A 22432-nucleotide genomic window follows, 5' to 3' on the forward strand; every position below is an offset into this window, starting at 1 on the left:
CCGGCCTGGCGCCTGCCCTTCTCCTTTCACCCCCTCTTCTCCTGGACATGCACCACCCGTGACGGCACTCACCACCCTGGTCCTCGGCGGCTACGGCAACTTCGGCGCGCGCATCTGCCGCGCGCTGGCCGGCGACCCCGCCACGGCGGGCCACATGGTGCTGCTGGTGGCGGGCCGTGACGCGGCACGCGCCCAGGCGTTGGCCGGCACGCTCGGGCATGGAGCCCGGGGCGTGGCGCTGGACCACCAGGCACCCGGCCTGGCCGCCACGCTGCGCCAGTGGGGCGTGGGCCTGGTCATCCACACGGCCGGGCCGTTCCAGGCACAGGGCTACGGCGTGGCCCGGGCCGCCGCCGAGGCGGGGGCGCACTACGTCGACCTGGCCGACGGCCGCCGATTCGTGTGCGATTTCCCTGCCGCCATGCACGGCCCGTTCACCGCCGCGCAGCGCACGGCCGTCACGGGCGCCAGCACGGTGCCGGCGCTGTCCTCGGCCGTCATCGACCACCTGTGCGCGGGCTGGCAGCGCATCGACAGCATCGACATCTGCATCGCCCCCGCGCAGCGCGCGCCGCGCGGGCAGGCCACGCTGGCCGCGGTGCTGAGCTACTGCGGCCTGCCCATTCCCGTGTGGGAGGGCGGGCGCTGGCAGCCCCGGCGCGGCTGGGCGCAACCCAGCCGCGTCCAGTTCCACCGCCTGCGGCCGCGCCTGGGCGCGGTATGCGACATCCCGGACCTCGAGATTTTTCCCGCGCACTACCAGGCCACCGACCGCGTCACCTTCCGCGCCGCGCTGGAAGTCGGCCTAGCGCAGCGCACCTTCGCCGCCATCGCCGCGCTGCGCGGCTGGGGCATCCTGCCCCGCCCCGAGATGCTGGCGGGCCTGATGCACCACACCGGGGGCGTGCTCGATTTCCTGGGCACTCCGCTGGGGGGCATGGTGGTGCGCGCGGCGGGCACCGGTGCCCAGGGCCAGCCGTGCCGCCGGGCCTGGCACATCGCGGCAGACCACGACCACGGCCCCGAGATCCCCTGCATGGCCGCGATCCTGCTCGCCCGGCGGCTCGCCGCCGGGCATCCCCTGCCGACCGGCGCCCATACCAGCACCGGACTCCTCCCGCTGGAGGCCTTCGCCCCCGAATTCGCACGATGGGGCATGCAGACGGATGTGGTCGAGGAGCCCGCGCCACCATGATGGCGCCGCCGCAACACCGTCTGCTGCGCTACAGCCTGGTCGCGGTCTGGCTGGCCACCGCCTTCGCCAGCGTGTGGGAGCTCCACGGCCAGAGCCGCGAGCTGCTGGCGGGCCTGCCCAGGGCGTGGACCGACGGTGGTGCACCGTGGCTGCCCACCGCCCTCATCCTGGCCGGGGCCGCTGCCGACCTCGTGCTGGGGCTGTGGCTGGCGTTGCGCCCCGGGCGTTGCGCATATGCGGCCGCACTGCTTCTGATGGCCGCCATGACGCTGCTGGCCACGCTCATCCACCCCGCATGGTGGCTGCACCCCTTGGGGCCGCTCACCAAGAACCTGCCCATCGCCGCCATCCTGTGGGTGCTGCTGCAGGACACAACCACCTCGCCGCCCCCGCCATGAGCCTGTACCTCATCCTCAAGTGGATTCACATCGTCTCCAGCGTGCTGCTGGTGGGCACCGGGCTGGGCTCGGCGTTCTACCTCTTCTTCACCAACCGCAGCGGCAACGTGCAGGCGCAGGCCGTGGTCAGCCACCTCGTGGTGCGCGCCGACTGGTGGTTCACCACCCCCACGGTCTTCATCCAGCCGGCCACGGGGCTGGCGATGGCCGCGATGGCGGGCCTGCCGTGGAGCACGCCGTGGCTGGCCGCATCGCTCGTGCTCTACGCGGTGGCCGGTGCGTGCTGGGTGCCGGTGGTGTGGCTGCAATTGCGCATGCGCGACATGGCGGCGGAGGCGGCGCGCAGCGGCAGCGCCCCGCCCGCGCGGTACTGGCGCTATGCACGCCGGTGGGAGGCGCTGGGCTACCCCGCCTTCGCGGCCATGGCGGTGGTGTTCTACCTGATGGTGAACAAGCCTGCGCTGGCGTTCTGACTATCATCGCCCCATGCTCATAGAGACCCTGGACACGGCGCGCGACCTGGGGCGCCTGAAGGAAATTCTGGGTGTGATGGTGCGCCATGGCTTTGGCGACACCGTGCGCCGCCTCGGCCTGGCCGACAGGCTCGAACGCGCCGGCCAGGCCCTGCACTGGGCGCATGCCGCCGACCTGGCCCGCGTCGAGCCACCCGCCCAGGTGCGGCTGGCACTGGAAGAACTGGGGCCTGCGTTCGTGAAGTTCGGGCAGATCCTGGCGGGCCGCGCGGACCTCTTCGGCCCCGAGTGGATCGCCGAGTTTGAAAAGCTGCACAGCCAGGTGCCCGCCGTGCCCCTCGATGTGCTGCGCCCGCAACTGCGGGAAGACCTGGGGGCCGAGCCGGAAGAGGTGTTCGCCTGGTTCGACGCCACGCCGCTGGCCGCGGCCTCCATCGCGCAGGTGCACCGCGCGCGGCTGCGCGATGGTACCGAGGTGATCGTCAAGATCCGCCGCCCCGGCATTGCCGACACCATCCACGCCGACCTGCGCCTGCTGCTGCGCCTGGCCGCGCTGGCGGAGGCCGAACTGCCTGCGCTGAAGCCTTACCGGCCGCAGCAGCTGGTGCGCGAGTTCGCGCGCTCCCTGCGCCGCGAGTTGGACCTGGCCGGCGAATGCCGGCAGGCCGAGCGCATCGCGCTGAACCTGGCGCAGCTGCCCCACATCGTGATCCCGCGCGTGTACTGGGAGCACACCCGCGAGCGCCTGAATGTGCAGGACTTCATCGACGGAACGCCAGGCGGCGCGCTGGGGGCGCTGGTACCCGAAGCCGGATTCGACCGCTCGGTGCTCGCCCGGCGCGGCGCGCAAGCCGTGCTCAAGATGATCGTGGAGGATGGACTCTTCCATGCCGACCCACATCCGGGCAACGTGTTCTACCTGCCGGGCAACCGCATTGCCTTCATCGACTTTGGCATGGTGGGCCGCCTGTCGCAGCGCCGGCGCGAAGAGCTGCTGCAGTTGCTGCTGGGCCTGGTGGAGCACCAGCCGCAGGCGGTGGCCGATGTGCTGCTGGACTGGACGGGCGATGAACACGGCGTCAACCTGGGCCAGCTGGAGACCGAGGTGGAGGCCTTCGTGGACCAGTACCACGGCGTGCCGCTGGCGCAGCTGAGCCTGGGCCAGATGCTGGCCGACGTGACCGCCATCCTGCGCGAACACCACCTGGGCCTGCCGGCGGACCTGGCGCTGCTGATCAAGGCCTTCATCTCCCTCGAAGGCATGGGCCGCAACCTGGACCCGGACTTCCACATGGCCACCGAGGCCCTGCCCCTGCTCCAGCAGGTGGCGCGCGACCGCTACCACCCCCGGGCGCTGGCGGGCCGCGCCTGGTGGACGCTGCGGCGCGCGCTATCGACCGTGGAGCAGTTGCCCGACGATGTCGCGCGGCTGCTGCGCAATGCGCGGCGCGGGCATTTTCAGGTGGGCATCGAGCTGGCCCACCTCAAGCGCGTGGGCGACCAGATCGACCGTTCGGCCAACCGGCTCGCGATGGCGCTGGTGATTGCCGCGCTGATCATCGGCTCGTCCATCGTGATGACCGTCAAGGGCGGACCCACGCTGTTCGGCCTGCCGGCTTTCGGGTTTCTCGGATTCTTCGGCGCGGTGGTCTGCGGCCTGTGGCTGGTGCGCGCCATCTGGCGCAGCAGCCACCACCGCGACGACGACTGAACACGGCGGCCCCCGGCGGCACCGGAAAAAAACACACGCCATGCCCACCCCACCAGGCGGGCGGGCATGGCGTGTGTACCCAGCAACCACCGACCGACGCATTCGGATTCGGTTGTCAGGGCGGCCCGAACCCCAGCCGCCGCAGCACGGCCTGCGCCGCCGGTTGCCGCAGCGCGGTGGCAAACGCCTGCGCCGCAGCGGGGGCATCGGCGCGCACCGCCATGCCATAGGCGGCCCCCACCTGCAGCGCGGGGGGCAGTTGCACCACCCGCAAGCGCGGCACCTCGGCCTGCGCGGCCACCGCGTTCGTGCAATAGGTCAGAAACACATCGGCCTGGCGCTGGTCCATCACCCATGCGTAAGTGCCCCGGCCGGCGGGCGGCTTGGGCGAGTCCGCGCCCCCCGTGAGCTTCAGGGCCTTGGCATCCAGCTGGGCATAGGCGCCCGGCTGAATCTTGTCGGCCTGGCGGAACAGCGCCCAGGCGTAGTCGCCCGACGGGTCGGCCTTGGGCGTGGACGTGCCCACGCGCACGTCACTGCGCAGCAAGGTGGCCAGCAAGGTGCCGGGGGTGGCGCTGATCTGTTCGCTGGTCAGCGCACACAGCGCATTGCGCGTGAACACCACCGGCGCCCGCCAGCCGCCCCGGGCCGCCAGGCGCTCGGGATGGTCGGTGTCGGCCGAGGCAAAGACCTGGGCCGCCTCGCCCTTCTCGATGCGCTCGCGCAGCAGGCCCGAGGCCCCGAAGGTCAGCGCCACCTTCTGGCCGGTGCGGGCTTCATGGTCGCGCGCGATCTCGGTGAAGGCCTCGCGCAGGCTGCCGGCGGCATAGACCTGCACGGGTGCCTTTTCAGCGCCCAAGGCCTCGGCAGCCACCGTGGAACAGCCCGCCAGCGGCAGGGCCAGCACACAAACCACGGCCGCGGCCAAGGCCGCCGTCCTCACGCGGTGCTCCATGGCGCGTTCTCACGGGGCTGCGTTCGGGAAGAACAGCTGCTCGCCGCCAATCTTGTAGCTGGCGATGGCGGCCTGACCCGCGGGCGACACCACCCAGTCCACGAACTTCTGCGCGTCCTGCGCCTTCACGTGCGGGTGTTTGGCGGGGTTCACCACCATCACGCCGTACTGGTTGAAGAGCTTGGTGTCGCCCTCGACCAGGATGGCCAGGTCGGCGCGGTTCTTGAAGTTGAGCCAGGTGCCCCGGTCGGCCAGCACGTAGGCGCCGCTCGATGCCGCGATGTTGAGCGCGGGCCCCATGCCGCAGCCGCATTCCTTGTAGCCGCTGCCCTTGGTGGCGTCGGCGCCCGCGAGCTTCCAGTAGCGCAGCTCGGCCGCGTGGGTGCCGCTCTTGTCGCCGCGCGAGATGAAGCCGCCGTTGGCCGCGGACAACTTCTGCAGGGCTTGCACGATGTCCTTGCCCTTGGTGCCCACCGGGTCGTTCCTGGGGCCGATCAGGATGAAGTCGTTGTACATCACGGGATAGCGCTTCACGCCCCAGCCATCGGCCACGAACTTTTCCTCGGCCGCCTGATCGTGCACGAACAGCACGTCGGCATCGCCCCGGCGCGCCATGTCCAGCGCCTGCCCCGTGCCCAGCGCCACCACCTTGGTATCGAGCCCGGTGGCCTTCTTGAACTCGGGCAGCAGGTAGCCGAACAGGCCCGACTGCTCCGTGGAGGTGGTGGACGCCATGGTGATGCTCTGCGCAAACGCGGAACCAGACGCTACCAAAACAATAGCTACCAGCGCTTTGGGTACCGGCGCTGCAGCGCGAAAAGGCTTGAAACTCGTCATACCAGCTCTCCTTTGACAAACAGACGGGCGGCCTCCGGCAGGGGGCCGTTGAAGAAATCGTGCACCGGCAGGTCGGCCACCAGGCGGCCATGCTCCATGTAGATCACGCGGCTGGCCAGGCGCTTGACCTGGCCCAGGTTGTGGCTGCTGAACACCATGGTCACGGGGTGCGCCGGGCCTGCCGCGCTGTGGCTGGCGGCAAAGTCGGCCATCAGGGCCTCGACCTCGCGCTTGGCATGCGGGTCGAGGCTGGCGGTGGGTTCGTCCAGCAGCAGCACGTCGGGCCGCAGCGCCCAGGCGCGGGCCAGCGCCACGCGTTGCTGCTGCCCCCCCGACAGGGTGCGCGCGTTCTGCGCGGCGATGTCCCGCAGCCCCACGCGCTGCAGCGCCGTGAGCGCCGTGACTCGCGCATCGCGCCACCGCACGCCCCGCAGCCACAGGGCCAGCGCCACGTTGTTCCGTGCGCTGGTGCGCAGCATGTGCGGGCGCTGGAACAGCATGGCCTGGCGCAGCGCGGCATCGCACTGCAGGCCCCCCCCGCTGGCATCGGCCAGGCCGTTGAGCACGCGCAGCAGCGTGCTTTTGCCGCTGCCGTTGGCGCCCACCAGCGCCACGCGCTCGCCGGGGGTGATGCGCAGCGTGACACGGTCCAGCGCCTGCACGTGGCCGTAGCGCACGGTCACCTGGCGCAGATCGACCCAGGGGTTTGCCAAGGGCCCGCTCATGCCGCCACCCCCACGGGGGTGCTGGATGCAGAGCCGTCCACCCGTTCGCGCCAGCGGCGCACCAGGGCGATCAGCACATTGAGCGCCAGCACCACGGCCAGCAGGATGATGCCCAGCGCCAGCGCCAGGGGCAGGTCGCCCTTGCTGGTCTCCAGGGCGATGGCGGTGGTCATCACGCGCGTGAAGCCGTCGATGTTGCCGCCCACGATCATCACCGCGCCCACCTCCGAGATCGCGCGGCCAAACGATGCCAGCAGCACCGTCAGCAGGGCGTAGCGCTCGTCCCACGCCAGCAGCAGGGCGCGCAGCAGCGGGCCGGCGCCCATGGAGCGCAGCTGTTCGCCATGCGCGCGCTCGGCATCCTCCACGACCTGGCGCGTGAGCGCCGTGACCACCGGCAACACCAGGATGGCCTGCGCCAGCACCATGGCCTTGAAGCTGAAGAGCCAGCCCAGCGAGCCCAGCGGCCCGCTGCGCGAGAGCACCAGGTACACCACCAGCCCCACCACCACCGACGGCACCGCCAGCAAGGTGTTGAGCACCGCCAGCGCGGCGCCGCGCCCGGCGAAGCGGGCCACGCCAAGCCAGGCGCCCAGCACCAGGCCCACGCCGCAGGCAAGAAGGCACGCCGTGGCGCTGACCGACAGGGAGCGGCCCACGATGGTCCACAGGACGGGGTCGGACGAGAGTGTGAGTTGCAGCGCTGTGCTCGCGCTTTCCGAGAGTGTGGACATGGGTTCGGCTATCGTAGGCACCCAACCAATATCCAGCGATATGAACTCCCGTGCATAGGGTCCAACTTCACTACACACTCAGCCGCGATGCCGGCAACGCGCTGATCCGCAACCCGCTGCCCGAACTGCTGCAGGCGGTGGCGGAGCACGGGTCCATCTCCGGCGCGGCGCGGGGGCTGGGCCTGTCCTACCGCCACGTCTGGGGGGCCCTCAAGCGCTGGGAGGACCAGCTGGGCGGCGAACTCATCATCTGGGGCAAGGGCCAGTCGGCGCAGCTCAGCGAGTTCGGCGCCAAGCTGCTGTGGGCGGAGCGGCAGGCCCAGGCACGGCTCGCGCCGCAGATCGCCGCGCTGCACGCCGACCTGGAACGCGCATTCGCCGTGGCCTTCGACCCCCACGCCCATGTGCTCACCCTGTACGCCAGCCATGACGACGCGCTGGCCGCGCTGCGCGCCCATGCCGCGGCGCACGGCGGAACGGGCGCGCTGCATCTGGACATCCGCTTCACCGGCAGCGTGGATGCCATCCGCGCGTTGAACGAAGGGCGCTGCACGCTGGCGGGCTTTCACACCGTGGACAACGCCAAGGCGGACTCCCTGACGGCACGCACCTACCAGCCCCTGCTGCAGCCCGGGCTGCACAAGATCATCGGCTTTGCCCAGCGCACCCAGGGCCTCATCGTCGCACCCGGCAACCCGCTGGCGCTGCACGGCCTGGACGACATCGCCCGCACCGGGGCCCGCTTCGTGAACCGGCCGCTGGGCACCGGCACGCGCGTGCTGCTCGACGACCTGCTCGCGCAAGCCGGGATCGGGGCCACCTCCATCGCGGGCTATGCGCTCAACGAACCCTCTCACACGGCGGTGGCGCAGGCCGTGGCCGCGGGTGCCGCGGACGTGGGCATGGGCATCGAGCTGGCCGCGCGGGCGCGCGGACTGGGCTTCGTGCCGCTGGTGCACGAGCGCTACCACCTGGCATGCCTCAAGGCCAGCCTGGACCAGCCCGCCACGCAGGCGCTGCGCGCGCTGCTGCAGACCCCCGAATGGCTGGAGCGGCTGGGGGCCCTGCCGGGCTACACCCCCCTGCACTGCGGCGAAGTCCTGGCCATGAGCACCGTGCTGCCCTGGTGGCGCTTTGCCCGCCCCAAGCGCCGGGCACGCGCCACGGCCTGAGGGACGGAAGGGGCCCGGGAGTCCGCTGAAGCGACTCCGAATCCACAGGAGGCCTGGACAGCAGGCCCGCCGGGAGACGGCGCGGTGGGCGGACACCGGAGAAAAAAGGCAGGAGAAAGAGGGGCAGACGCCCGCCCCCCTGAGGAAAACCCCATGTCCGCGCGTCAGGCTTTCTTCAGCGGCGAAGGGGTAGGATGCGCGTTACTTTCGGACACCCGTTGGGATATTGCTGCGCGCCGTGCAGGCCGCGGACATGCCCCTGGGCCCAGCAGCGCATTGGGCTCGCCCCTTTTTTATACTCTCAGGAGACACCAAGTGTCAGCACTACTCAAATTAGCCTTGGGCATGGACTGGATTTCCGGCAAGCTCAGCAAGGTGGCCACGTGGACCGTCCTGGCCGCGGCGCTCATCTCGGCAGGCAACGCCTTCATCCGCTATGGCCTGGACCTCAGCTCCAACGCCTGGCTGGAGATCCAGTGGTACCTGTTCGCCGCCACCGTGATGCTGGGCGCTCCGTTCGTCCTCATGCTCAATGAGCACGTGCGCGTCGACATCATCTACGGCAAGCTGCGCGGCAACAAGCAGGTGTATGTCGACATCGCGGGCCTGGTGGTGTTTCTGCTGCCCGCCATGCTGCTGATCGCCTACCTGAGCTGGCCGCTGTTCACCCGTGCCTTCTTCTCGGGCGAAATGTCGGGCAATGCGGGGGGGCTGATCCGCTGGCCCGCCATCCTGCTCATGCCGATCGGTTTTTCACTGATGTTCCTGCAGGGCCTGGCCGAGATCATCAAGCGCGTGGCCTATCTGCGCGGCATCTACCAGATGAGCACCCACTACGAGAAACCGGTTCAGTAATCCGGCCCGCAAGCGCCGAACCATGAACCCGTGGTGCCGCTGAGCTGCGAAGCCCGCCGCGCCACGCTCTCAATTCCGGATTTTCAGGAACAACAAAATGCAAATGGAAAACTTTGCCCCGATCATGTTCGCGGGCTTGGTGGTGGTGATGCTGATCGGCTTCCCCGTCGCCTTCTCGCTGGCCGCGCTGGGGCTGGCCTCGGGCTTCTTCGCCATCGAGATGGGCTGGTTCCCCGCCGTCTTCATGGCCAACCTGCCCATCAATATCTTCGGGATCCTGAGCAACGAGCTTTTGCTGGCCATTCCGTTCTTCACCTTCATGGGCGCCATCCTCGAGAAATGCGGCCTGGCCGAAGACATGCTCGACTCCATGGGCCAGCTCTTCGGCACCGTGCGCGGCGGCCTGGGCTACTCGGTGATCATCGTGGGCTTCATCCTGGGGGCCATCACCGGCACGGTGGCGGGCCAGGTGATCGCCATGGCGCTCATCTCGCTGCCCGTCATGATCCGCTATGGCTACAACATGCGCTACGCCACCGGCGTGCTGGCCGCCTCGGGCACCATCACGCAGCTGGTGCCGCCCTCGCTCGTGCTGATCGTGATGGCCGACCAGCTGGGACGCTCGGTGGGTGACATGTACCGCGGCGCCTGGGGTCCCTCCATCCTGCAGGTGCTGATCTTCGCGGGCTACACGTTCATGCTGGGCGTCTTCAAGCCCCACTACCTGCCGGGCATCCCGAAGGAAGCGCGCACCATGTCGGGCGCCAAGCTGTGGCTCAAGTGCCTGCGCGGCATCATCCCGTCGGCCCTGCTGATCTTCGCCGTGCTGGGCTCCATGGGCGGCCTGCCCGGCATCGACACCGCCATTGCGACGCCGACCGAGGCGGGCGCCATGGGCGTGGTGGGCGCCATGGTCCTGGCCGCGATCCACAAGCGCCTGACGCTGGCCCTGATGTGGGAAGCCATGCAGGGCACCATGCGCCTGACCGCCATGGTGGTGTTCATCCTGATCGGTGCACGCGTGTTCTCGATGGTGTTCCAGGGCGTGGACGGCGCCAAGTGGGTCGAACACATGCTCTCGGGCCTGCCCGGCGGCCAGATCGGCTTCCTGATCGCGGTGAACCTGTTCATCTTCTTCCTGGCGTTCTTCCTCGACTTCTTCGAGATCGCCTTCATCATCCTGCCCATGCTGGGCCCCGTGGCCGACAAGCTGGGCATCGACCTGATCTGGTTCGGCGTGCTGCTGTGCGTGAACATGCAGACGAGCTTCATGCACCCGCCCTTCGGTTTCGCGCTTTTCTACCTGCGGGGTATCGCCAACACGCTCTTCAAGGAAGGCCGCATTCCCAAGCCCGTGCTGTCCAGCGACATCTACATGGGCGCGATTCCCTGGGTGATCATGCAGCTGCTGCTGGTGACCATCGTGATCTTCGTGCCACAGACGGTGACCATGTTCCTGCCCAAACAGGAGATCATCGACACCGACAAGGTCCAGATCGAGGTGCCGACGGATGACCTGATGCGCTCGGAAGCCACGCCCGATGCGGGCGGAGAAACCGCCGGCGAGAACCCTTTCGGCAACGCCCCGGCTGAAGCAGCGTCGGAACCGGCAAAGTGATGCACAACAGGCCCATCCCCGCGCTCCCATTGCCATGCTGAACCTCACCCCGCTGCCCCTGCCCGAGCCCTTTCGATTTACACCCGAGGGCGGCACGGTCGTGGGCCCCGCGTTCTCGCGCTCGTTCCGGCTCATGGCCACCGTGATCGTGGGCGGTTGCGCCCTGTGGTTCGCCCAGCTGTGGACACGGGGAGCGCTGGGCAACTCGGTGGGCACGGGCACCGGATGGTTCATCGCGGGCCTGGCGCTGATGGCCTGGACCTGGTGGAGCATCATGGTGAGCACCACGCGCATGGACACGAAAGGCCTGCACCAGCGCTGGGTGTGGGACAAGGCCATGCCCTACGACGACCTGGCCTATGTGCGGCTGATCCGCGTGCGCGGGTTCAGCTGGCTCATCGCTCCCCGCCTGTACGTGCGCACGCTCGCCGGCAAGTTCACGGTGTTCTATGGCGCCACGCCCGCACTGATCGGCGAGTTCGAGCGCATGGGAAAAGAGCTCAGCGCCTTCCGGCAATTCTGAGCCGCCACGGCTTCGTGGAGAGGCGGGCACTCCGAGAGGGGTGCCCGCCTTTTTCATGCGCTCCACACGACGGCGGGCCCGACTCGCCAACGCGCAGCGGCGACTACTCTCCTGGCGGACGTTCCCGGGGCCCGTGTGCAACCTCCCGCGCCGTGCCCCCAGGCCTCTTGAACACTCCCCGCACGGCCACCGGGGGCGCTGCATGCCACACGCAGGGCAAGGTGAGCCAGGGGTTGGCCATGGGTGGAGCTGCGTGCCACGGGGATGAGGAGCCCGGCGGCGGCCCCGGCTCCCGCTGCGTGGGCCCATCCTCTGGCGAGCGGACCGAACAGCGAATAGAAAAACGACGCCCATGAAAAAACCGCGCCAGGGCGCGGTTTTCTTGTTGCACTGAGCGCGGCGGGGCGTCAGAGCTTGAGGGTCTGCATGTAGCTGTCGAAACGGCCTTCGGCCACGCGGAACCATGCCACCTGGTCGCGCTGGAAGTTGCGGAAGTCCGCATAGATCTTCTTCCACTCGGGGCTCTTGGCATCGTTCTCGGCGTACACCTCCTGGGAAGCCTTGAACGAAGCGTCCAGCACGTCCTTGGTGAAGGGCAGCAGCTTGATCTTCGCGCCGATCAGTTGCTTGAGGGCCACGGGGTTGCGGGCGTCGTACTTGGCCAGCATGTCCACGGCGGCGTGCGACGAAGCGGACTGGATGATGGCCTTGTTCTCGGCCGACAGGGCATCGAAGGCCTTCTGGTTGATGAAGAAGTCCACTTCAGGACCGCCTTCCCACCAGCCGGGGTAGTAGTAGTGAGGCGCCACCTTGTTGAAGCCCAGCTTCTGGTCGTCATAGGGGCCGACCCATTCCGCCGCATCGATGGTGCCTTTTTCCAGCGCCTGGTAGATTTCGCCGCCTGGCAGGCTTTGGGGAACAACACCCATCTTCTGCATCACTTCGCCGACGAGGCCGCCGCCCAGGCGCATCTTCAGGCCCTTGAGGTCAGCGACCGACTTGATTTCCTTGCGGTACCAGCCGCCCATCTGCGTGCCCGTGTTGCCGCCCGCGAAGCTCAGCATGCCGTAGCCTGCGTAGAACTCGTCCATCAGCTTGCGGCCGTTGCCGTGCATCATCCACGCGTTCATCTGGCGCGAGTTCATGCCGAACGGGATCGCGGAGCCCAGCGCGAACGCGGGGTTCTTGCCGTAGAAGTAGTACGGCACGGTGTGGCACATTTCCACGGAGCCTTGCTGCACGCCGTCAGCCACGCCCATGGCGGGCATCAGTTCGCCGCCAGCGTGCACCGAAATCTCGAACTTGCCGCCCGACATGGCCTTCACCGCATTGGCAAACACCTCGGCACCGCCGTAGATGGTGTCAAGGGGCTTGGGGAAGCTCGACGCAAGGCGCCAGCGCACGGCAGCCTGTGCGTGAACGGCAGGCGCAACACCCGCGGCCAGCACGCCCGCGATGCCCGCATGCTTGATGATTGAACGACGATCCATGTGGTTATCTCCGAAAACTCGATTGCACAACTTGGCGCAACGGGCGGTAACCCACGGGCCAAGAACCTTTTTACCGGAGTCGATTGTAGGAACATGCCCAGTGCCGGATTTGCGGGTTTTCCCGTGAAATCCCAGACGCCCGATCAGGGCTTCAGGGTTCTGCAAGCATCGGCTGCGCCCCGCGCACGCAAGGCCGCAACGGGCCGCATCGCCTGGAAGCGGCGTCAGATCTTCTGCGCCGACATGAAGGTGTCGTAGCGCGCTTCGGCAAAGCGGAACCAGAGGATCTGGTCGCGCTGGAAGTTGCGCATGTCCCCGTAGATCTTCTTCCACTCGGGGCTTTTGGAATCGTTGTGCGCAAAGACCTCCATGGACGCCTTGAAGGCCGCATCCATGACACTTTGCGAGAACGGCAGCACCTTGGTCTTGGCGGCCACCAGCTGCTTGAGCGCGGTGGGGTTCAGCGCGTCGTACTTGGCCAGCATGTCCGCGTGCGCGATGGCGGCGGCTGCCTCCACGATGAGCTTGTTGTCGGCCGAGAGGCCGTCGAACGCCTTCTTGTGGATGAAGAAATCCACCTCGGGCCCGCCCTCCCACCAGCCGGGGTAATAGTAAAAGGGCGCCACCTTGTTGAACCCCAGCTTCTGGTCGTCATACGGCCCCACCCATTCGGCGGCGTCGATGGTGCCCTTTTGCAGGGCCTGGTAGATCTCGCCCCCCGGAATGCTCTGCGGAATGGCGCCCAGCCGGGACATCACTTCACCCACCAGACCGCCGCCCAGGCGCATCTTCATGCCCTTGAAGTCGCTCGGGCTCTTGATCTCGCGCAAGTACCACCCGCCCATCTGCGTGCCGGTGTTTCCCCCCGCGAAACTGACCATGCTGAAGCCGGCGTAGAACTCGTCCATGAGCTTGCGCCCATTGCCATGGAGCATCCAGGCGCTCATCTGGCGCGCGTTGAAGCCGAAGGGGATGGCCGAGCCCAGCGCGAAGGCGGGGCTCTTGCCGTAGAAGTAATACGGCACGGTATGGCACATCTCGACCGCGCCGCCCTGCACGGCGTCCACCACGCCAAATGCCGGCACGAGTTCGCCCCCCGCGTGCACGGATATCTCGAAGCGGCCGTTCGTCATTACTTTCACGGCCTTGGCGAACACCTCCGCGCCGCCATAGATGGTGTCCAGCGACTTGGGGAAACTGGAGGCCAGGCGCCACCGGATGGATGCCTGCGCAAACACCGCGGGCGCCACGCCGGTGGCCAGGACCCCTGCGATACCTGCGTGTCTGACGAGAGAGCGGCGATCCATAGAACTTGTCTCCAAGAGGGGTGTTGGCAGGCGCGGGCGCATGGCGCCATTGCGGCGCTGGCGGGGGACGGGCACTGTTGCCTTTTGTCGCAATTGTAGGAGGAGGGTCCGCGGCTGGCCCTCTAGGTTTTCCCGGGCACGCAAGGCCATGCGCGGCACCGGCTGGCGGCCCCGCCGTCAGCCGCCCCACCCTGTCCCGGAAAAAAGCAGAGGGCGCGGTCTGCGCACCCACCCACGGCATGCGGCCGTCGGCGAAGCCAGTCCGCGCAGCGCGGCCGTTCGCCCTAGCCCGGGAACCGCTTCTCTATCGCGTTGCGGATTCCCGCCGCGTCGAGCCCCTGCAATGCCAGGAGCCTGGCCGGATCGCCGTGCTCGATGAACACGTCCGGCAGGCCCAGCTGCAGCACCGGGCGCACGATGCCCATGGCGTTGAGCGCTTCGGTCACGGCGCTGCCCGCGCCGCCCATGATCGCGCCTTCTTCCAGCGTGACCAGCGCATCGTGGCGCTCGGCCACTTCACGCAGCAGCGCCTCGTCGACGGGCTTGGCCCAGCGCATGTTGACCACCGTGGCGTCCAGCGCCTCGGCCGCTTCGAGCGCGGGGTACAGCAGCGTGCCAAACGACAGGATGGCGATGCGCGGGGCACCGGCACGGGTGCCCTGGCGCTCGCGGCGGATCTCGCCCTTGCCAAAGGGCAGGCTGTCCAGGCCCGCCAGCGGCGCCACGCCCGCGCCGCTGCCGCGCGGGTAGCGCACGGCCACGGGGTGGTCCTGCTCGAAGGCGCTGCTCAGCAACTGGCGGCATTCGCGCTCGTCGGCCGGGCAGGCCATGCTCATGTTCGGGATGCAGCGCACAAACGGGATGTCATACGCCCCGGCATGCGTGGCGCCGTCCGCGCCCACCAGCCCGGCACGGTCGAGCGCGAACACCACGGGCAGGTTCTGCAGCGCCACGTCGTGGATCAGCTGGTCGTAGCCGCGCTGCAGGAAGGTGGAGTAGATCGCCACCACGGGCTTGACGCCCTCGCAGGCCATGCCGGCGGCGAACGTCACGGCGTGCTGCTCGGCGATGCCCACGTCGTAGTAGCGGTCCGGAAAGCGCTTTTCAAACTCGACCATGCCCGAGCCTTCGCGCATGGCGGGCGTGATGCCCACCAGGCGCCCGTCGTGCGCGGCCATGTCGCACAGCCACTGGCCGAACACCTGGGTGAAGGTGGGCTTCGGCGCGGCGCTGCTCTTGACCAGGCCCACGGCCGGGTCGAACTTGCCGGGGCCGTGGTAGGCCACGGGGTCGGCCTCGGCCAGCTTGTAGCCCTGGCCCTTCTTGGTAACCACGTGCAGGAACTGCGGGCCCTTGAGGCTCTTGATGTTCTCGAGCGTGGGGATCAGCGAATCGAGGTCGTGGCCGTCGATGGGACCGATGTAGTTGAAGCCGAACTTCTCGAACAGCGTGGCGGGCACCACCATGCCCTTGGCCTGCTGCTCGAAGCGCTTGGCCAGCTCCAGCAGGGGCGGCACGGGGCGCAGCACGGTCTTGCCTACGTTCTTGGCGGCGGCGTAGAACTGGCCGCTCATGAGCTGGGCCAGGTAGCGGTTGAGCGCACCGACGGGCGGGCTGATGCTCATGTCGTTGTCGTTGAGCACGACAAGCAGGTTGGCGTCGGCCACGCCGCCGTTGTTGAGCGCCTCGAAGGCCATGCCGGCGCTCATCGCGCCGTCGCCGATGATGGCCACCGCATGCCGGTCTTCTCCCTTGCGCTTGGCGGCCAGCGCCATGCCCAGTGCCGCCGAGATGCTGGTGCTCGAGTGCGCCGTTCCGAAGGTGTCATACACGCTTTCCGCCCGCTGCGGAAACCCCGAGATACCGCCCAGCTGGCGCAGCGTATGCATGCGGTCGCGCCGGCCGGTCAGGATCTTGTGGGGGTAAGTCTGGTGGCCCACGTCCCACACGAGGCGGTCTTCGGGGGTGTTGAAGACGTGGTGCAGCGCCACGGTCAGCTCCACCGTGCCCAGGTTGGAGCTGAGGTGGCCGCCGGTCTGGGAGACGCTCTGCAGCACGAACTCGCGCAGTTCGGTGGCCAGCGCCTTGAGGTCTGCGCGCGAGAGCTTGCGCAGGTCTGCCGGGTCATTGATGTTCTGCAGCAGGGGAAAGGACGTCGTGGACATTTACTATTCTTTTTATAGCTTCCAGCGCTTTACCGATAAGCGCCAGTGGCCAGTTTGGTATGTTTCTTCATCGCGACGCGGCACGGCCCGGGCCCTGCTCAGTGCGAGCGGCGCACCACCATGTCCGCCAGGGCCGCCAGTGCGCGGGTATCGGGCAGGCCGCTGCGGGCCAGCGCCGCATGCGCCTCGCCCAGGAGTTCGTCGGCATGGGCCCGCGCGGGCTCCAGCCCAAGCAGCGAGACATAGGTGGGCTTGTCGGCCGCCGCGTCCTTGCCCGCCGTCTTGCCCAGCGTGGCCGAATCGGCCACCACGTCCAGGATGTCGTCGACCACCTGGAACGCAAGGCCCATGGCGGCGCCATAGTCGGACAGCGCCTGGTACGCCGCGCCCACCGCATGGCCGCACACCGCGCCCATGAGCACGCTGCCCTGCAGCAGCGCGCCCGTCTTGAGGCGGTGCATCTGCCGCAGCTGGTCCTGCGTGAGCGCAACCCCCACGCTGGCCAGGTCGATCGCCTGCCCACCCGCCATGCCGGCCGACCCCGCAGCGCAGGCCAGCAGCCGGCACAGCGCGGCCTGGGTGGCCGCGGGGATGAGGGTGTTGTCCGGCGTCAGCAATTCGAACGCAAAGGCCTGCAGGGCGTCGCCCGCCAGCAGCGCCTGGGCCTCGCCAAACTGCACGTGCACCGTGGGCTTGCCCCGGCGCAGCACGTCGTTGTCCATGCAGGGCATGTCATCGTGCACCAGCGAGTAGGCGTGGATCAGCTCCACCGCGCAGGCCGCGCGCAGCGCCGCGTCGTCGAACACCGCGGAGGCGGAGGCACCGCTGCACACCGCCTCATAGGCCGCCAGCACCAGCAGGGGCCGCAGGCGCTTGCCGCCGTCGAGCACGGCGTAGCGCATGGCATCGCCCAGCCCGGCGGGCGCGCCGTGGCCCACCCACTGCGAGAGGGCCTGCTCCACGCGTGCCAGGTGGTTCTGGCTCCAGAGATTCATGTCAAGGGGTCGGCTCGCACACGCCATCGGCACCGCGCTCATTCCTGGTTCCATGGTTGCAGCTGTCCTTCGTCCAGCACCTTGATCTGGTCCTGCACGGCATCGAGCCGCTGGCGGCAGAACGCCAGCAGCGCCGCACCGCGCTGGTAGCCGGCCAGCATCTGGTCCAGCGGCAGCTGGCCCGATTCAATGCGGGCCACGAGTTGCTCCAGCTCTTCCAGCGCCGCTTCGTAGCTAGCGGGTTCGGCGGGGGGCGCGGGAGTTGCGGGAGCCTTGGGCATGGAGGGGGCGACGGTGCGCGGGTGAAAAACCGGTCATTTTAGGCGCACCACCGCGGCGCGGCGCGGGACGCCCCCCGGCGCGCTCCGCCCCCGGCGCCAGAAGCCTGTGTCCGGCCCGCCACAGGGCCGCGGCGCGCCGTGAGCAGATGGCCGGAACAGGGGTTTCAATACACGTAAGTGGGATGCGGGAATAACCCCACCGCCTATAATCCCATTCCCGTCGAGCCGGCTCATCTCCTGAGCCGGTTTCTTTTTTCCAGATGCGCCCAGGCGCACCTCCCTGTGGGGAGTCTTTAGGTCAGGTCACCCATGTCTGATTTAAGTCTTCAACTGCAGCAGGCCGCAAGCCAACTACCAGTTTCAAGCTACTTTGACGATGCGCTGTTCCAGCGCGAGCTGGAGTCCATCTTCCAGCGCGGGCCCCGCTATGTGGGGCATCAACTGTCCGTGCCGAACGTCGGCGACTACTACGCACTGCCCCAGGAGGGCGAGGGCCGCGCCCTGGTGCGCAACGCCCAGGGGGGGGTCGAGCTCGTCTCCAACGTCTGCCGCCACCGCCAGGCCGTCATGCTCCAGGGCAAGGGCTCGCTGCACACCCAGCAAAAGGGCAGCGCGGGCGGCAACATCGTGTGCCCCCTGCACCGCTGGACCTACAGCCCCCAGGGCGAGCTGCTGGGCGCCCCGCACTTCGCGAACGACCCCTGCCTGAACCTGAACAACTACAAGCTGCGCGAGTGGAACGGCCTGCTGTTCGAGGACAACGGTTACGACGTGGCCGCCGACCTCGCCCAGATGGGCCCGCGCGCCGACCTGGACTTCGAGGGCTACGTGCTCGACCACGTGGAGCTGCACGAGTGCAACTACAACTGGAAGACCTTCATCGAGGTCTATCTCGAGGACTACCACGTGGGGCCCTTCCACCCGGGCCTGGGCAGCTTCGTGACCTGCGAGGACCTGCGCTGGGAGTTCGGCAAGAACTACTCGGTGCAGACCGTGGGCGTGGCCAACCGCCTGGGCAAGGCCGGCAGCCCCGTGTACGAGCGCTGGCATGAGGCCCTGCTCGCCTTCCGGGAGGGCAAGCCGCCCAAGCACGGAGCCATCTGGCTCACGCTGTACCCCCACATCATGGTGGAGTGGTACCCGCATGTGCTCACCGTGTCCACGCTGCACCCCGTCAGCCCCACCAAGACGCTGAACATGGTGGAGTTCTACTACCCCGAGGAGATCGCCGCCTTCGAGCGCGAATTCGTCGAGGCGCAGAAGGCCGCCTATATGGAGACCTGCATCGAGGACGACGAAATCGGCGAGCGCATGGACGCAGGCCGCAAGGCGCTGCTGGCGCGCGGCGACAACGAGGTCGGCCCCTACCAAAGCCCCATGGAAGACGGCATGCAGCACTTCCACGAGTGGTACCGTGAGGCGATGGGCTCGGACACCATCGACCCGGCCACGCCAAAACGCTGAATACGGCGGCAAAACCCCGCCAATCCGCAGGCCCACCATGGTCTGCTCTCATTACAATAGCTGCCAGTGCTTAAAAAATAAGCGCTGGCAGCTATTTTCATTTCTGCGCCCCACGGCGCGCCTCGAGAGACCACAACCCGATGCAAGCCCTCTGGATGGTGTTGGCCGCGTTCCTGTTTGCCAGCATGGGCGTGTGCGTCAAGATCGCGTCGGACTTTTTCAACTCGGCCGAGCTGGTGTGCTACCGGGGCCTGATCGGCATGTTCATCCTGTGGCTGCTGGCGCGCTCGCAAAAGGTGACGCTGGCGACGCAATACCCCGGCATGCACGCCTGGCGCAGCCTGGTGGGCGTGACCTCGCTCGGAGCCTGGTTCTTCGCCATCGCCCACCTGCCCCTGGCCACGGCCATGACGCTCAACTACATGAGCAGCGTGTGGATCGCCGCCTTCCTGATCGGGGGCACGCTGCTGGCCTGGCGCCCCTCGCCAGCCACCCCGCGCCCGGCCCTGCAAGGCCCGCTGGTGCTCACCGTGCTGGTCGGTTTTGTGGGCGTGGTGCTGATGCTGCGCCCCAGCCTGGACCAGAACCAGGCCTTTGCCGGCCTGATCGGGCTGATGTCGGGCCTGACGGCTGCGTTTGCCTATATGCAGGTGGTGGCGCTGTCGCGCCTGGGCGAGCCCGAGTCGCGCACCGTCTTCTACTTCGCCGTCGGCTCGGCGGTGGCGGGCGGCGTGGCCATGCTGTTCACCGGCACCTCGGCCTGGCCGGGCTGGCAGGCGCTGTGGCTGCTGCCCATCGGCGTGCTGGCCGCGGGCGGCCAGCTGTGCATGACCAAGGCCTACGCCAGCGCCAAGACCCAGCGCGGCACGCTGGTGGTGGCCAATCTGCAGTATTCAGGCATCGTGTTTGCCGCCGTCTACAGCGTGCTGCTGTTTGGCGACAAGATCCCGCCCATCGGCTGGTTGGGCATGGCCCTCATCGTGGGCAGCGGCATCGTTGCCACCATCCTGCGCGCGCGGGCTGCGCCCGGGGCACCTGCCGAAGAACACTGACGGATACAAAAACAGATACGGCCAGACGAGGACACGCTCCACCGGGATGGCCACAATGGAGCCCCTTTCGACGCACTCCGTTACTTTGCCCATTTTCTGCCGATGACCACCTACACCACGCTCATCTCTGCCCCCGACCTGCAATCCCTGATCGCCAGCGGTGCGCCGCTGATGGTGTTTGACTGCAGCTTCGAACTGATGCAACCCACAGCCGGTGCACAGCAGTACGCACAGGCGCACATCCCCGGCGCGGTGTACGCCAACCTTGACAACGACCTCAGCGCCAAACACGGTGCCCCCGGAGCTCACGGCACGCTGACCGCCCAGGAAGCCGACCAGCCGGCATCCGGTGGGCGCCACCCCCTGCCCAGCCGCGAGCGTTTTGCAATGTGGCTGTCCAGCGTAGGTTTTGCCAATGGCATGCAGGCCGTGGTGTACGACCGCCAGGGCGCCAACTACTGTGGCCGCCTGTGGTGGATGCTCAAGTGGGAGGGGCACGATGCTGTGGCCGTGCTCGACGGTGGGCTGCAAGCCTGGCAGGCCGCCGGGGGGGCGGTGAACAGCGGCGAAGAGCCCGCGCACTTCCAGACCAATTTCCAGCTGGGCGCCCCCTTGCGCCAGCTGGCCACGGCCAGCGAGGTGCTTGCGCGCCTGCAGCAGCCCGGCCAGACCGTGATCGACGCCCGTGCAGGTGCCCGCTACCGGGGCGAGGTGGAGCCGCTGGACCCCGTGGCCGGCCACATTCCAGGCGCGCTGAACCGCCCATTTGCCGAAAACATCGGCGCGGATGGCCGCTTCAAGCCTGCTGACGTGCTGCGCTCTGAATTTGAAGCGCTGCTAGGCGGCCGTGACCCCGCCACCGTGGTGCACCAGTGCGGCAGCGGCGTGAGCGCCGTGCCCAATCTGCTGGGCATGGAGATAGCCGGCCTCGGCCCGACAGCATTGTTTGCTGGCAGCTGGAGCGAGTGGTGTTCAGACCCCACGCGCCCGGTCGAAAAAGGCTGATCCAGCGTCCAGCACCGCAGCGCAGGTTGTAAAAGTGCAAAAAAGATGGTTTTGAGGGTGCTATCAAAACCATGAACAGAAGTGGGCAGCCTGGGCCCACTGCCACAGCAGCGACCACCGCCTGAAATGCCAGCCTGCACCTGATGTGCGTGTAGGGCAAATTCCTACGCAGCCCACCGCAGAACCAGACACGCGGCACAGCCAAACCCCGACTTAATTTTTGATTGGGGCGGTTTCACAATCCATTTCAACGGATCGCGAAAACCTGCAAACAGCAGGCCACCACGCAAGACCCGGAACTGGAACAAAGGAAGCCGCCATGACCAACGAACAACTCCTCGCTGAAATCCGCGAAGCCAACCTCACTTACCTGATGCTGGCCCAGACCCTGATTCGCCAGGACAAGGCAGAGGCCGTGTTCCGCTTGGGCATGAACGAGGAGTCTGCCGATATTCTCGCATCGCTGTCGGCGGCGCAAGTGATGAAACTGGCCTCCAGAAACACGCTTCTTTGCAGCTTCCGCGTGGACGACAACCTGGTGTGGAGCCTGCTCACCAACCACTCGGCCAAGAAGGTGGGCAACGAGGCCACCAACACGCTGCACGCCAACATCCTGATGGCCAGCCGCGTGTCCGAAGTGCTCTGAGCCCACCGCCAGACCTTTGCACCGAACGCCCTCCATCTCTCTCGCCGAAAGCCCGCCATGTCCTCCACCACCGCCGCCAAAGCCCCAGCCAAGAGCGTTCTGAACGAATCCAAGCAGATCGAACGCGCCGCCATGCTGATCCAGATGGGCGCCCGCATGCAGGTGCTGGAGTCGGAAACCACGCTGTCGTACGAGCGCCTGATCCGCCTGTACAAGGAAATCGCGGGCAAGTCGCCATCGAAGGGCCAGCTGCCCTTCTCCACCGACTGGTTCCTGACCTGGCAGGAGAACATCCACAGCTCGCTGTTTTTGAACATCTACGAATACCTGTCCAAGGGCGTGGACCTGGATTCGGTGGAGCTGCTGACCAAGGCCTACCGCCTGTACAACGAACAGGTGGCCACGGCCGAGATCGAACCCCTGCTGTCGTTCACCCGCGCCTGGCGTCTGGTGAAATTCGTGGATGCCGGCATGCTCACCCGCACCAAGTGCGCCCAGTGCAGCGGCCAGTTCGTGACCGAGCTGTACGAGAACCGCCATTTCACCTGCGGCCTGTGCAACCCACCCGCCCGCGCTGGCAAGAGCAAGACGGCCGGTGCACTGATGCTGCATTAAGTACATCCCCCCGAGCGGCTTTGCCGCTTCCCCCTTCTCTCGAACCGCTACGCGATTCGGGAAAGGGGACGATGCCCTCGCTGCGGGGCGGCCCTTGCCTGGCATCCCTGGCAAGGGAGAAGGCAGCGCCAGTTCGCAAGGCTCGCCCGGTCGGGTCGAGCGTTCAAGAATCCAAGTCAAATTGGCACTTTGCGCTTATAAAAAAAGCGCGAGCAG

Annotated in this window: 22 protein-coding genes; 13 read left to right on the forward strand and 9 right to left on the reverse strand. The window is 67.7% G+C overall.

Annotation, left to right across the window (positions count from 1 at the left end; translation table 11 throughout):
- Nucleotides 1-58: 58 nt before the first annotated feature.
- The 4 genes from AC07OC_RS24440 to AC07OC_RS24455 are packed head-to-tail and all read left to right on the forward strand — an operon-like array spanning nt 59 to nt 3777.
- Nucleotides 59-1195: a saccharopine dehydrogenase family protein gene (locus AC07OC_RS24440; RefSeq protein WP_492808315.1), complete on the forward strand. Its 1137-nt coding sequence runs from the start codon at nt 59-61 to the stop codon at nt 1193-1195.
- Nucleotides 1195-1593, forward strand: a complete 399-nt coding sequence (locus tag AC07OC_RS24445; protein ID WP_218294431.1) for a DoxX-like family protein — start codon at nt 1195-1197, stop codon at nt 1591-1593. The genes AC07OC_RS24440 and AC07OC_RS24445 overlap by 1 nt, the downstream gene beginning before the upstream one ends.
- Entirely contained in the window at nt 1590-2066 is a 477-nt protein-coding gene (locus AC07OC_RS24450; protein WP_218293786.1) for a DUF2269 family protein, read from the forward strand. Before AC07OC_RS24445 ends, AC07OC_RS24450 begins: the two co-directional genes overlap by 4 nt.
- Nucleotides 2067-2079: 13 nt before the next feature.
- A complete protein-coding gene (locus AC07OC_RS24455; protein WP_218293784.1) occupies nt 2080-3777 on the forward strand; it encodes an ABC1 kinase family protein in 1698 nt (565 codons plus the stop codon).
- A 115-nt stretch (nt 3778-3892) separates the two neighbouring features.
- Here AC07OC_RS24455 and AC07OC_RS24460 read toward each other — a convergent pair whose 3' ends face one another.
- The 4 genes from AC07OC_RS24460 to AC07OC_RS24475 are packed head-to-tail and all read right to left on the reverse strand — an operon-like array spanning nt 3893 to nt 7028.
- Nucleotides 3893-4732, reverse strand: a complete 840-nt coding sequence (locus tag AC07OC_RS24460) for a molybdate ABC transporter substrate-binding protein (RefSeq protein WP_218293782.1) — start codon at nt 4730-4732, stop codon at nt 3893-3895.
- A 9-nt stretch (nt 4733-4741) separates the two neighbouring features.
- The gene (locus AC07OC_RS24465; RefSeq protein ID WP_492808317.1) at nt 4742-5569 is read right to left on the reverse strand and encodes an ABC transporter substrate-binding protein; all 828 of its coding nucleotides are present in this window, start codon (nt 5567-5569) and stop codon (nt 4742-4744) included.
- A complete protein-coding gene (locus AC07OC_RS24470; RefSeq protein ID WP_218341672.1) occupies nt 5566-6294 on the reverse strand; it encodes an ABC transporter ATP-binding protein in 729 nt (242 codons plus the stop codon). The genes AC07OC_RS24465 and AC07OC_RS24470 overlap by 4 nt, the downstream gene beginning before the upstream one ends.
- A complete protein-coding gene (locus AC07OC_RS24475) occupies nt 6291-7028 on the reverse strand; it encodes an ABC transporter permease (protein ID WP_218293776.1) in 738 nt (245 codons plus the stop codon). The genes AC07OC_RS24470 and AC07OC_RS24475 overlap by 4 nt, the downstream gene beginning before the upstream one ends.
- Before the next feature lie 50 nt (nt 7029-7078).
- Between AC07OC_RS24475 and AC07OC_RS24480 the strand changes: the two genes are divergently transcribed.
- From AC07OC_RS24480 to AC07OC_RS24495, 4 genes are all read left to right on the forward strand, one after another.
- Nucleotides 7079-8200 carry a substrate-binding domain-containing protein gene (locus tag AC07OC_RS24480; protein ID WP_218293774.1) on the forward strand — a complete coding sequence of 374 codons (1122 nt, stop codon included), beginning with the start codon at nt 7079-7081 and terminating at the stop codon, nt 8198-8200.
- A 315-nt stretch (nt 8201-8515) separates the two neighbouring features.
- Complete coding sequence (locus tag AC07OC_RS24485; protein ID WP_218293772.1) at nt 8516-9055, forward strand: TRAP transporter small permease subunit; 540 nt, start codon at nt 8516-8518, stop codon at nt 9053-9055.
- Between the two features lie 97 nt (nt 9056-9152).
- Nucleotides 9153-10673: a TRAP transporter large permease gene (locus AC07OC_RS24490; protein ID WP_218293771.1), complete on the forward strand. Its 1521-nt coding sequence runs from the start codon at nt 9153-9155 to the stop codon at nt 10671-10673.
- Between the two features lie 34 nt (nt 10674-10707).
- Nucleotides 10708-11196 (forward strand): hypothetical protein, encoded by a 489-nt coding sequence (locus tag AC07OC_RS24495; protein ID WP_218293769.1) that lies wholly within the window; start codon nt 10708-10710, stop codon nt 11194-11196.
- Between the two features lie 407 nt (nt 11197-11603).
- On the opposite strand, the gene AC07OC_RS24500 is transcribed toward AC07OC_RS24495, so the two are convergent.
- The 5 genes from AC07OC_RS24500 to xseB form a co-directional block, all read right to left on the reverse strand.
- A complete protein-coding gene (locus AC07OC_RS24500) occupies nt 11604-12686 on the reverse strand; it encodes a TRAP transporter substrate-binding protein (protein ID WP_218293768.1) in 1083 nt (360 codons plus the stop codon).
- Nucleotides 12687-12910: 224 nt separating this feature from the next.
- Nucleotides 12911-13993, reverse strand: a complete 1083-nt coding sequence (locus tag AC07OC_RS24505; protein ID WP_218293766.1) for a TRAP transporter substrate-binding protein — start codon at nt 13991-13993, stop codon at nt 12911-12913.
- Between the two features lie 284 nt (nt 13994-14277).
- Nucleotides 14278-16158: a 1-deoxy-D-xylulose-5-phosphate synthase gene (gene dxs / locus AC07OC_RS24510; protein ID WP_218341673.1), complete on the reverse strand. Its 1881-nt coding sequence runs from the start codon at nt 16156-16158 to the stop codon at nt 14278-14280.
- Nucleotides 16159-16256: 98 nt separating this feature from the next.
- Nucleotides 16257-17195, reverse strand: a complete 939-nt coding sequence (locus AC07OC_RS24515; protein ID WP_218294430.1) for a polyprenyl synthetase family protein — start codon at nt 17193-17195, stop codon at nt 16257-16259.
- Nucleotides 17192-17434, reverse strand: coding sequence for an exodeoxyribonuclease VII small subunit (gene xseB, locus AC07OC_RS24520; protein ID WP_218293763.1), 243 nt, complete (start codon nt 17432-17434; stop codon nt 17192-17194). Before xseB ends, AC07OC_RS24515 begins: the two co-directional genes overlap by 4 nt.
- Before the next feature lie 309 nt (nt 17435-17743).
- Here xseB and AC07OC_RS24525 point away from each other — a divergent pair, with 309 nt between their 5' ends.
- The 5 genes from AC07OC_RS24525 to flhC all read left to right on the forward strand — a co-directional run bounded on the left by AC07OC_RS24525 (nt 17744) and on the right by flhC (nt 22216).
- Entirely contained in the window at nt 17744-18898 is a 1155-nt protein-coding gene (locus AC07OC_RS24525) for an aromatic ring-hydroxylating oxygenase subunit alpha (RefSeq protein WP_218341674.1), read from the forward strand.
- A gap of 140 nt (nt 18899-19038) precedes the next feature.
- Nucleotides 19039-19950, forward strand: coding sequence for a DMT family transporter (locus AC07OC_RS24530; protein ID WP_218341675.1), 912 nt, complete (start codon nt 19039-19041; stop codon nt 19948-19950).
- A gap of 102 nt (nt 19951-20052) precedes the next feature.
- On the forward strand, nt 20053-20955 hold the full coding sequence (locus tag AC07OC_RS24535) for a sulfurtransferase (protein ID WP_218341676.1): 903 nt from the start codon (nt 20053-20055) through the stop codon (nt 20953-20955).
- A 319-nt stretch (nt 20956-21274) separates the two neighbouring features.
- On the forward strand, nt 21275-21601 hold the full coding sequence (flhD, locus tag AC07OC_RS24540; protein ID WP_008902803.1) for a flagellar transcriptional regulator FlhD: 327 nt from the start codon (nt 21275-21277) through the stop codon (nt 21599-21601).
- A gap of 57 nt (nt 21602-21658) precedes the next feature.
- Nucleotides 21659-22216, forward strand: a complete 558-nt coding sequence (flhC, locus tag AC07OC_RS24545) for a flagellar transcriptional regulator FlhC (protein WP_218293757.1) — start codon at nt 21659-21661, stop codon at nt 22214-22216.
- Nucleotides 22217-22432: the final 216 nt, after the last annotated feature.

The sequence above is a fragment of the Acidovorax sp. GW821-FHT10E04 genome (assembly GCF_059415185.1).

Excerpts from the sequence above, each read along its gene's own strand:
- AC07OC_RS24505 (WP_218293766.1), bottom strand. The coding sequence starts at position 13,993 with ATGGATCGCCGCTCTCTCGTCAGACACGCAGGTATCGCAGGGGTCCTG.
- AC07OC_RS24450 (WP_218293786.1), top strand. The coding sequence starts at position 1,590 with ATGAGCCTGTACCTCATCCTCAAGTGGATTCACATCGTCTCCAGCGTG.
- AC07OC_RS24490 (WP_218293771.1), top strand. The coding sequence starts at position 9,153 with ATGCAAATGGAAAACTTTGCCCCGATCATGTTCGCGGGCTTGGTGGTG.
- AC07OC_RS24495 (WP_218293769.1), top strand. The coding sequence starts at position 10,708 with ATGCTGAACCTCACCCCGCTGCCCCTGCCCGAGCCCTTTCGATTTACA.
- AC07OC_RS24455 (WP_218293784.1), top strand. The coding sequence starts at position 2,080 with ATGCTCATAGAGACCCTGGACACGGCGCGCGACCTGGGGCGCCTGAAG.
- AC07OC_RS24500 (WP_218293768.1), bottom strand. The coding sequence starts at position 12,686 with ATGGATCGTCGTTCAATCATCAAGCATGCGGGCATCGCGGGCGTGCTG.
- AC07OC_RS24535 (WP_218341676.1), top strand. The coding sequence starts at position 20,053 with ATGACCACCTACACCACGCTCATCTCTGCCCCCGACCTGCAATCCCTG.
- AC07OC_RS24525 (WP_218341674.1), top strand. The coding sequence starts at position 17,744 with ATGTCTGATTTAAGTCTTCAACTGCAGCAGGCCGCAAGCCAACTACCA.
- flhC (WP_218293757.1), top strand. The coding sequence starts at position 21,659 with ATGTCCTCCACCACCGCCGCCAAAGCCCCAGCCAAGAGCGTTCTGAAC.
- AC07OC_RS24470 (WP_218341672.1), bottom strand. The coding sequence starts at position 6,294 with ATGAGCGGGCCCTTGGCAAACCCCTGGGTCGATCTGCGCCAGGTGACC.
- dxs (WP_218341673.1), bottom strand. The coding sequence starts at position 16,158 with ATGTCCACGACGTCCTTTCCCCTGCTGCAGAACATCAATGACCCGGCA.
- AC07OC_RS24530 (WP_218341675.1), top strand. The coding sequence starts at position 19,039 with ATGCAAGCCCTCTGGATGGTGTTGGCCGCGTTCCTGTTTGCCAGCATG.
- AC07OC_RS24515 (WP_218294430.1), bottom strand. The coding sequence starts at position 17,195 with ATGAGCGCGGTGCCGATGGCGTGTGCGAGCCGACCCCTTGACATGAAT.
- AC07OC_RS24475 (WP_218293776.1), bottom strand. The coding sequence starts at position 7,028 with ATGTCCACACTCTCGGAAAGCGCGAGCACAGCGCTGCAACTCACACTC.
- xseB (WP_218293763.1), bottom strand. The coding sequence starts at position 17,434 with ATGCCCAAGGCTCCCGCAACTCCCGCGCCCCCCGCCGAACCCGCTAGC.
- flhD (WP_008902803.1), top strand. The coding sequence starts at position 21,275 with ATGACCAACGAACAACTCCTCGCTGAAATCCGCGAAGCCAACCTCACT.
- AC07OC_RS24445 (WP_218294431.1), top strand. The coding sequence starts at position 1,195 with ATGGCGCCGCCGCAACACCGTCTGCTGCGCTACAGCCTGGTCGCGGTC.
- AC07OC_RS24465 (WP_492808317.1), bottom strand. The coding sequence starts at position 5,569 with ATGACGAGTTTCAAGCCTTTTCGCGCTGCAGCGCCGGTACCCAAAGCG.
- AC07OC_RS24460 (WP_218293782.1), bottom strand. The coding sequence starts at position 4,732 with ATGGAGCACCGCGTGAGGACGGCGGCCTTGGCCGCGGCCGTGGTTTGT.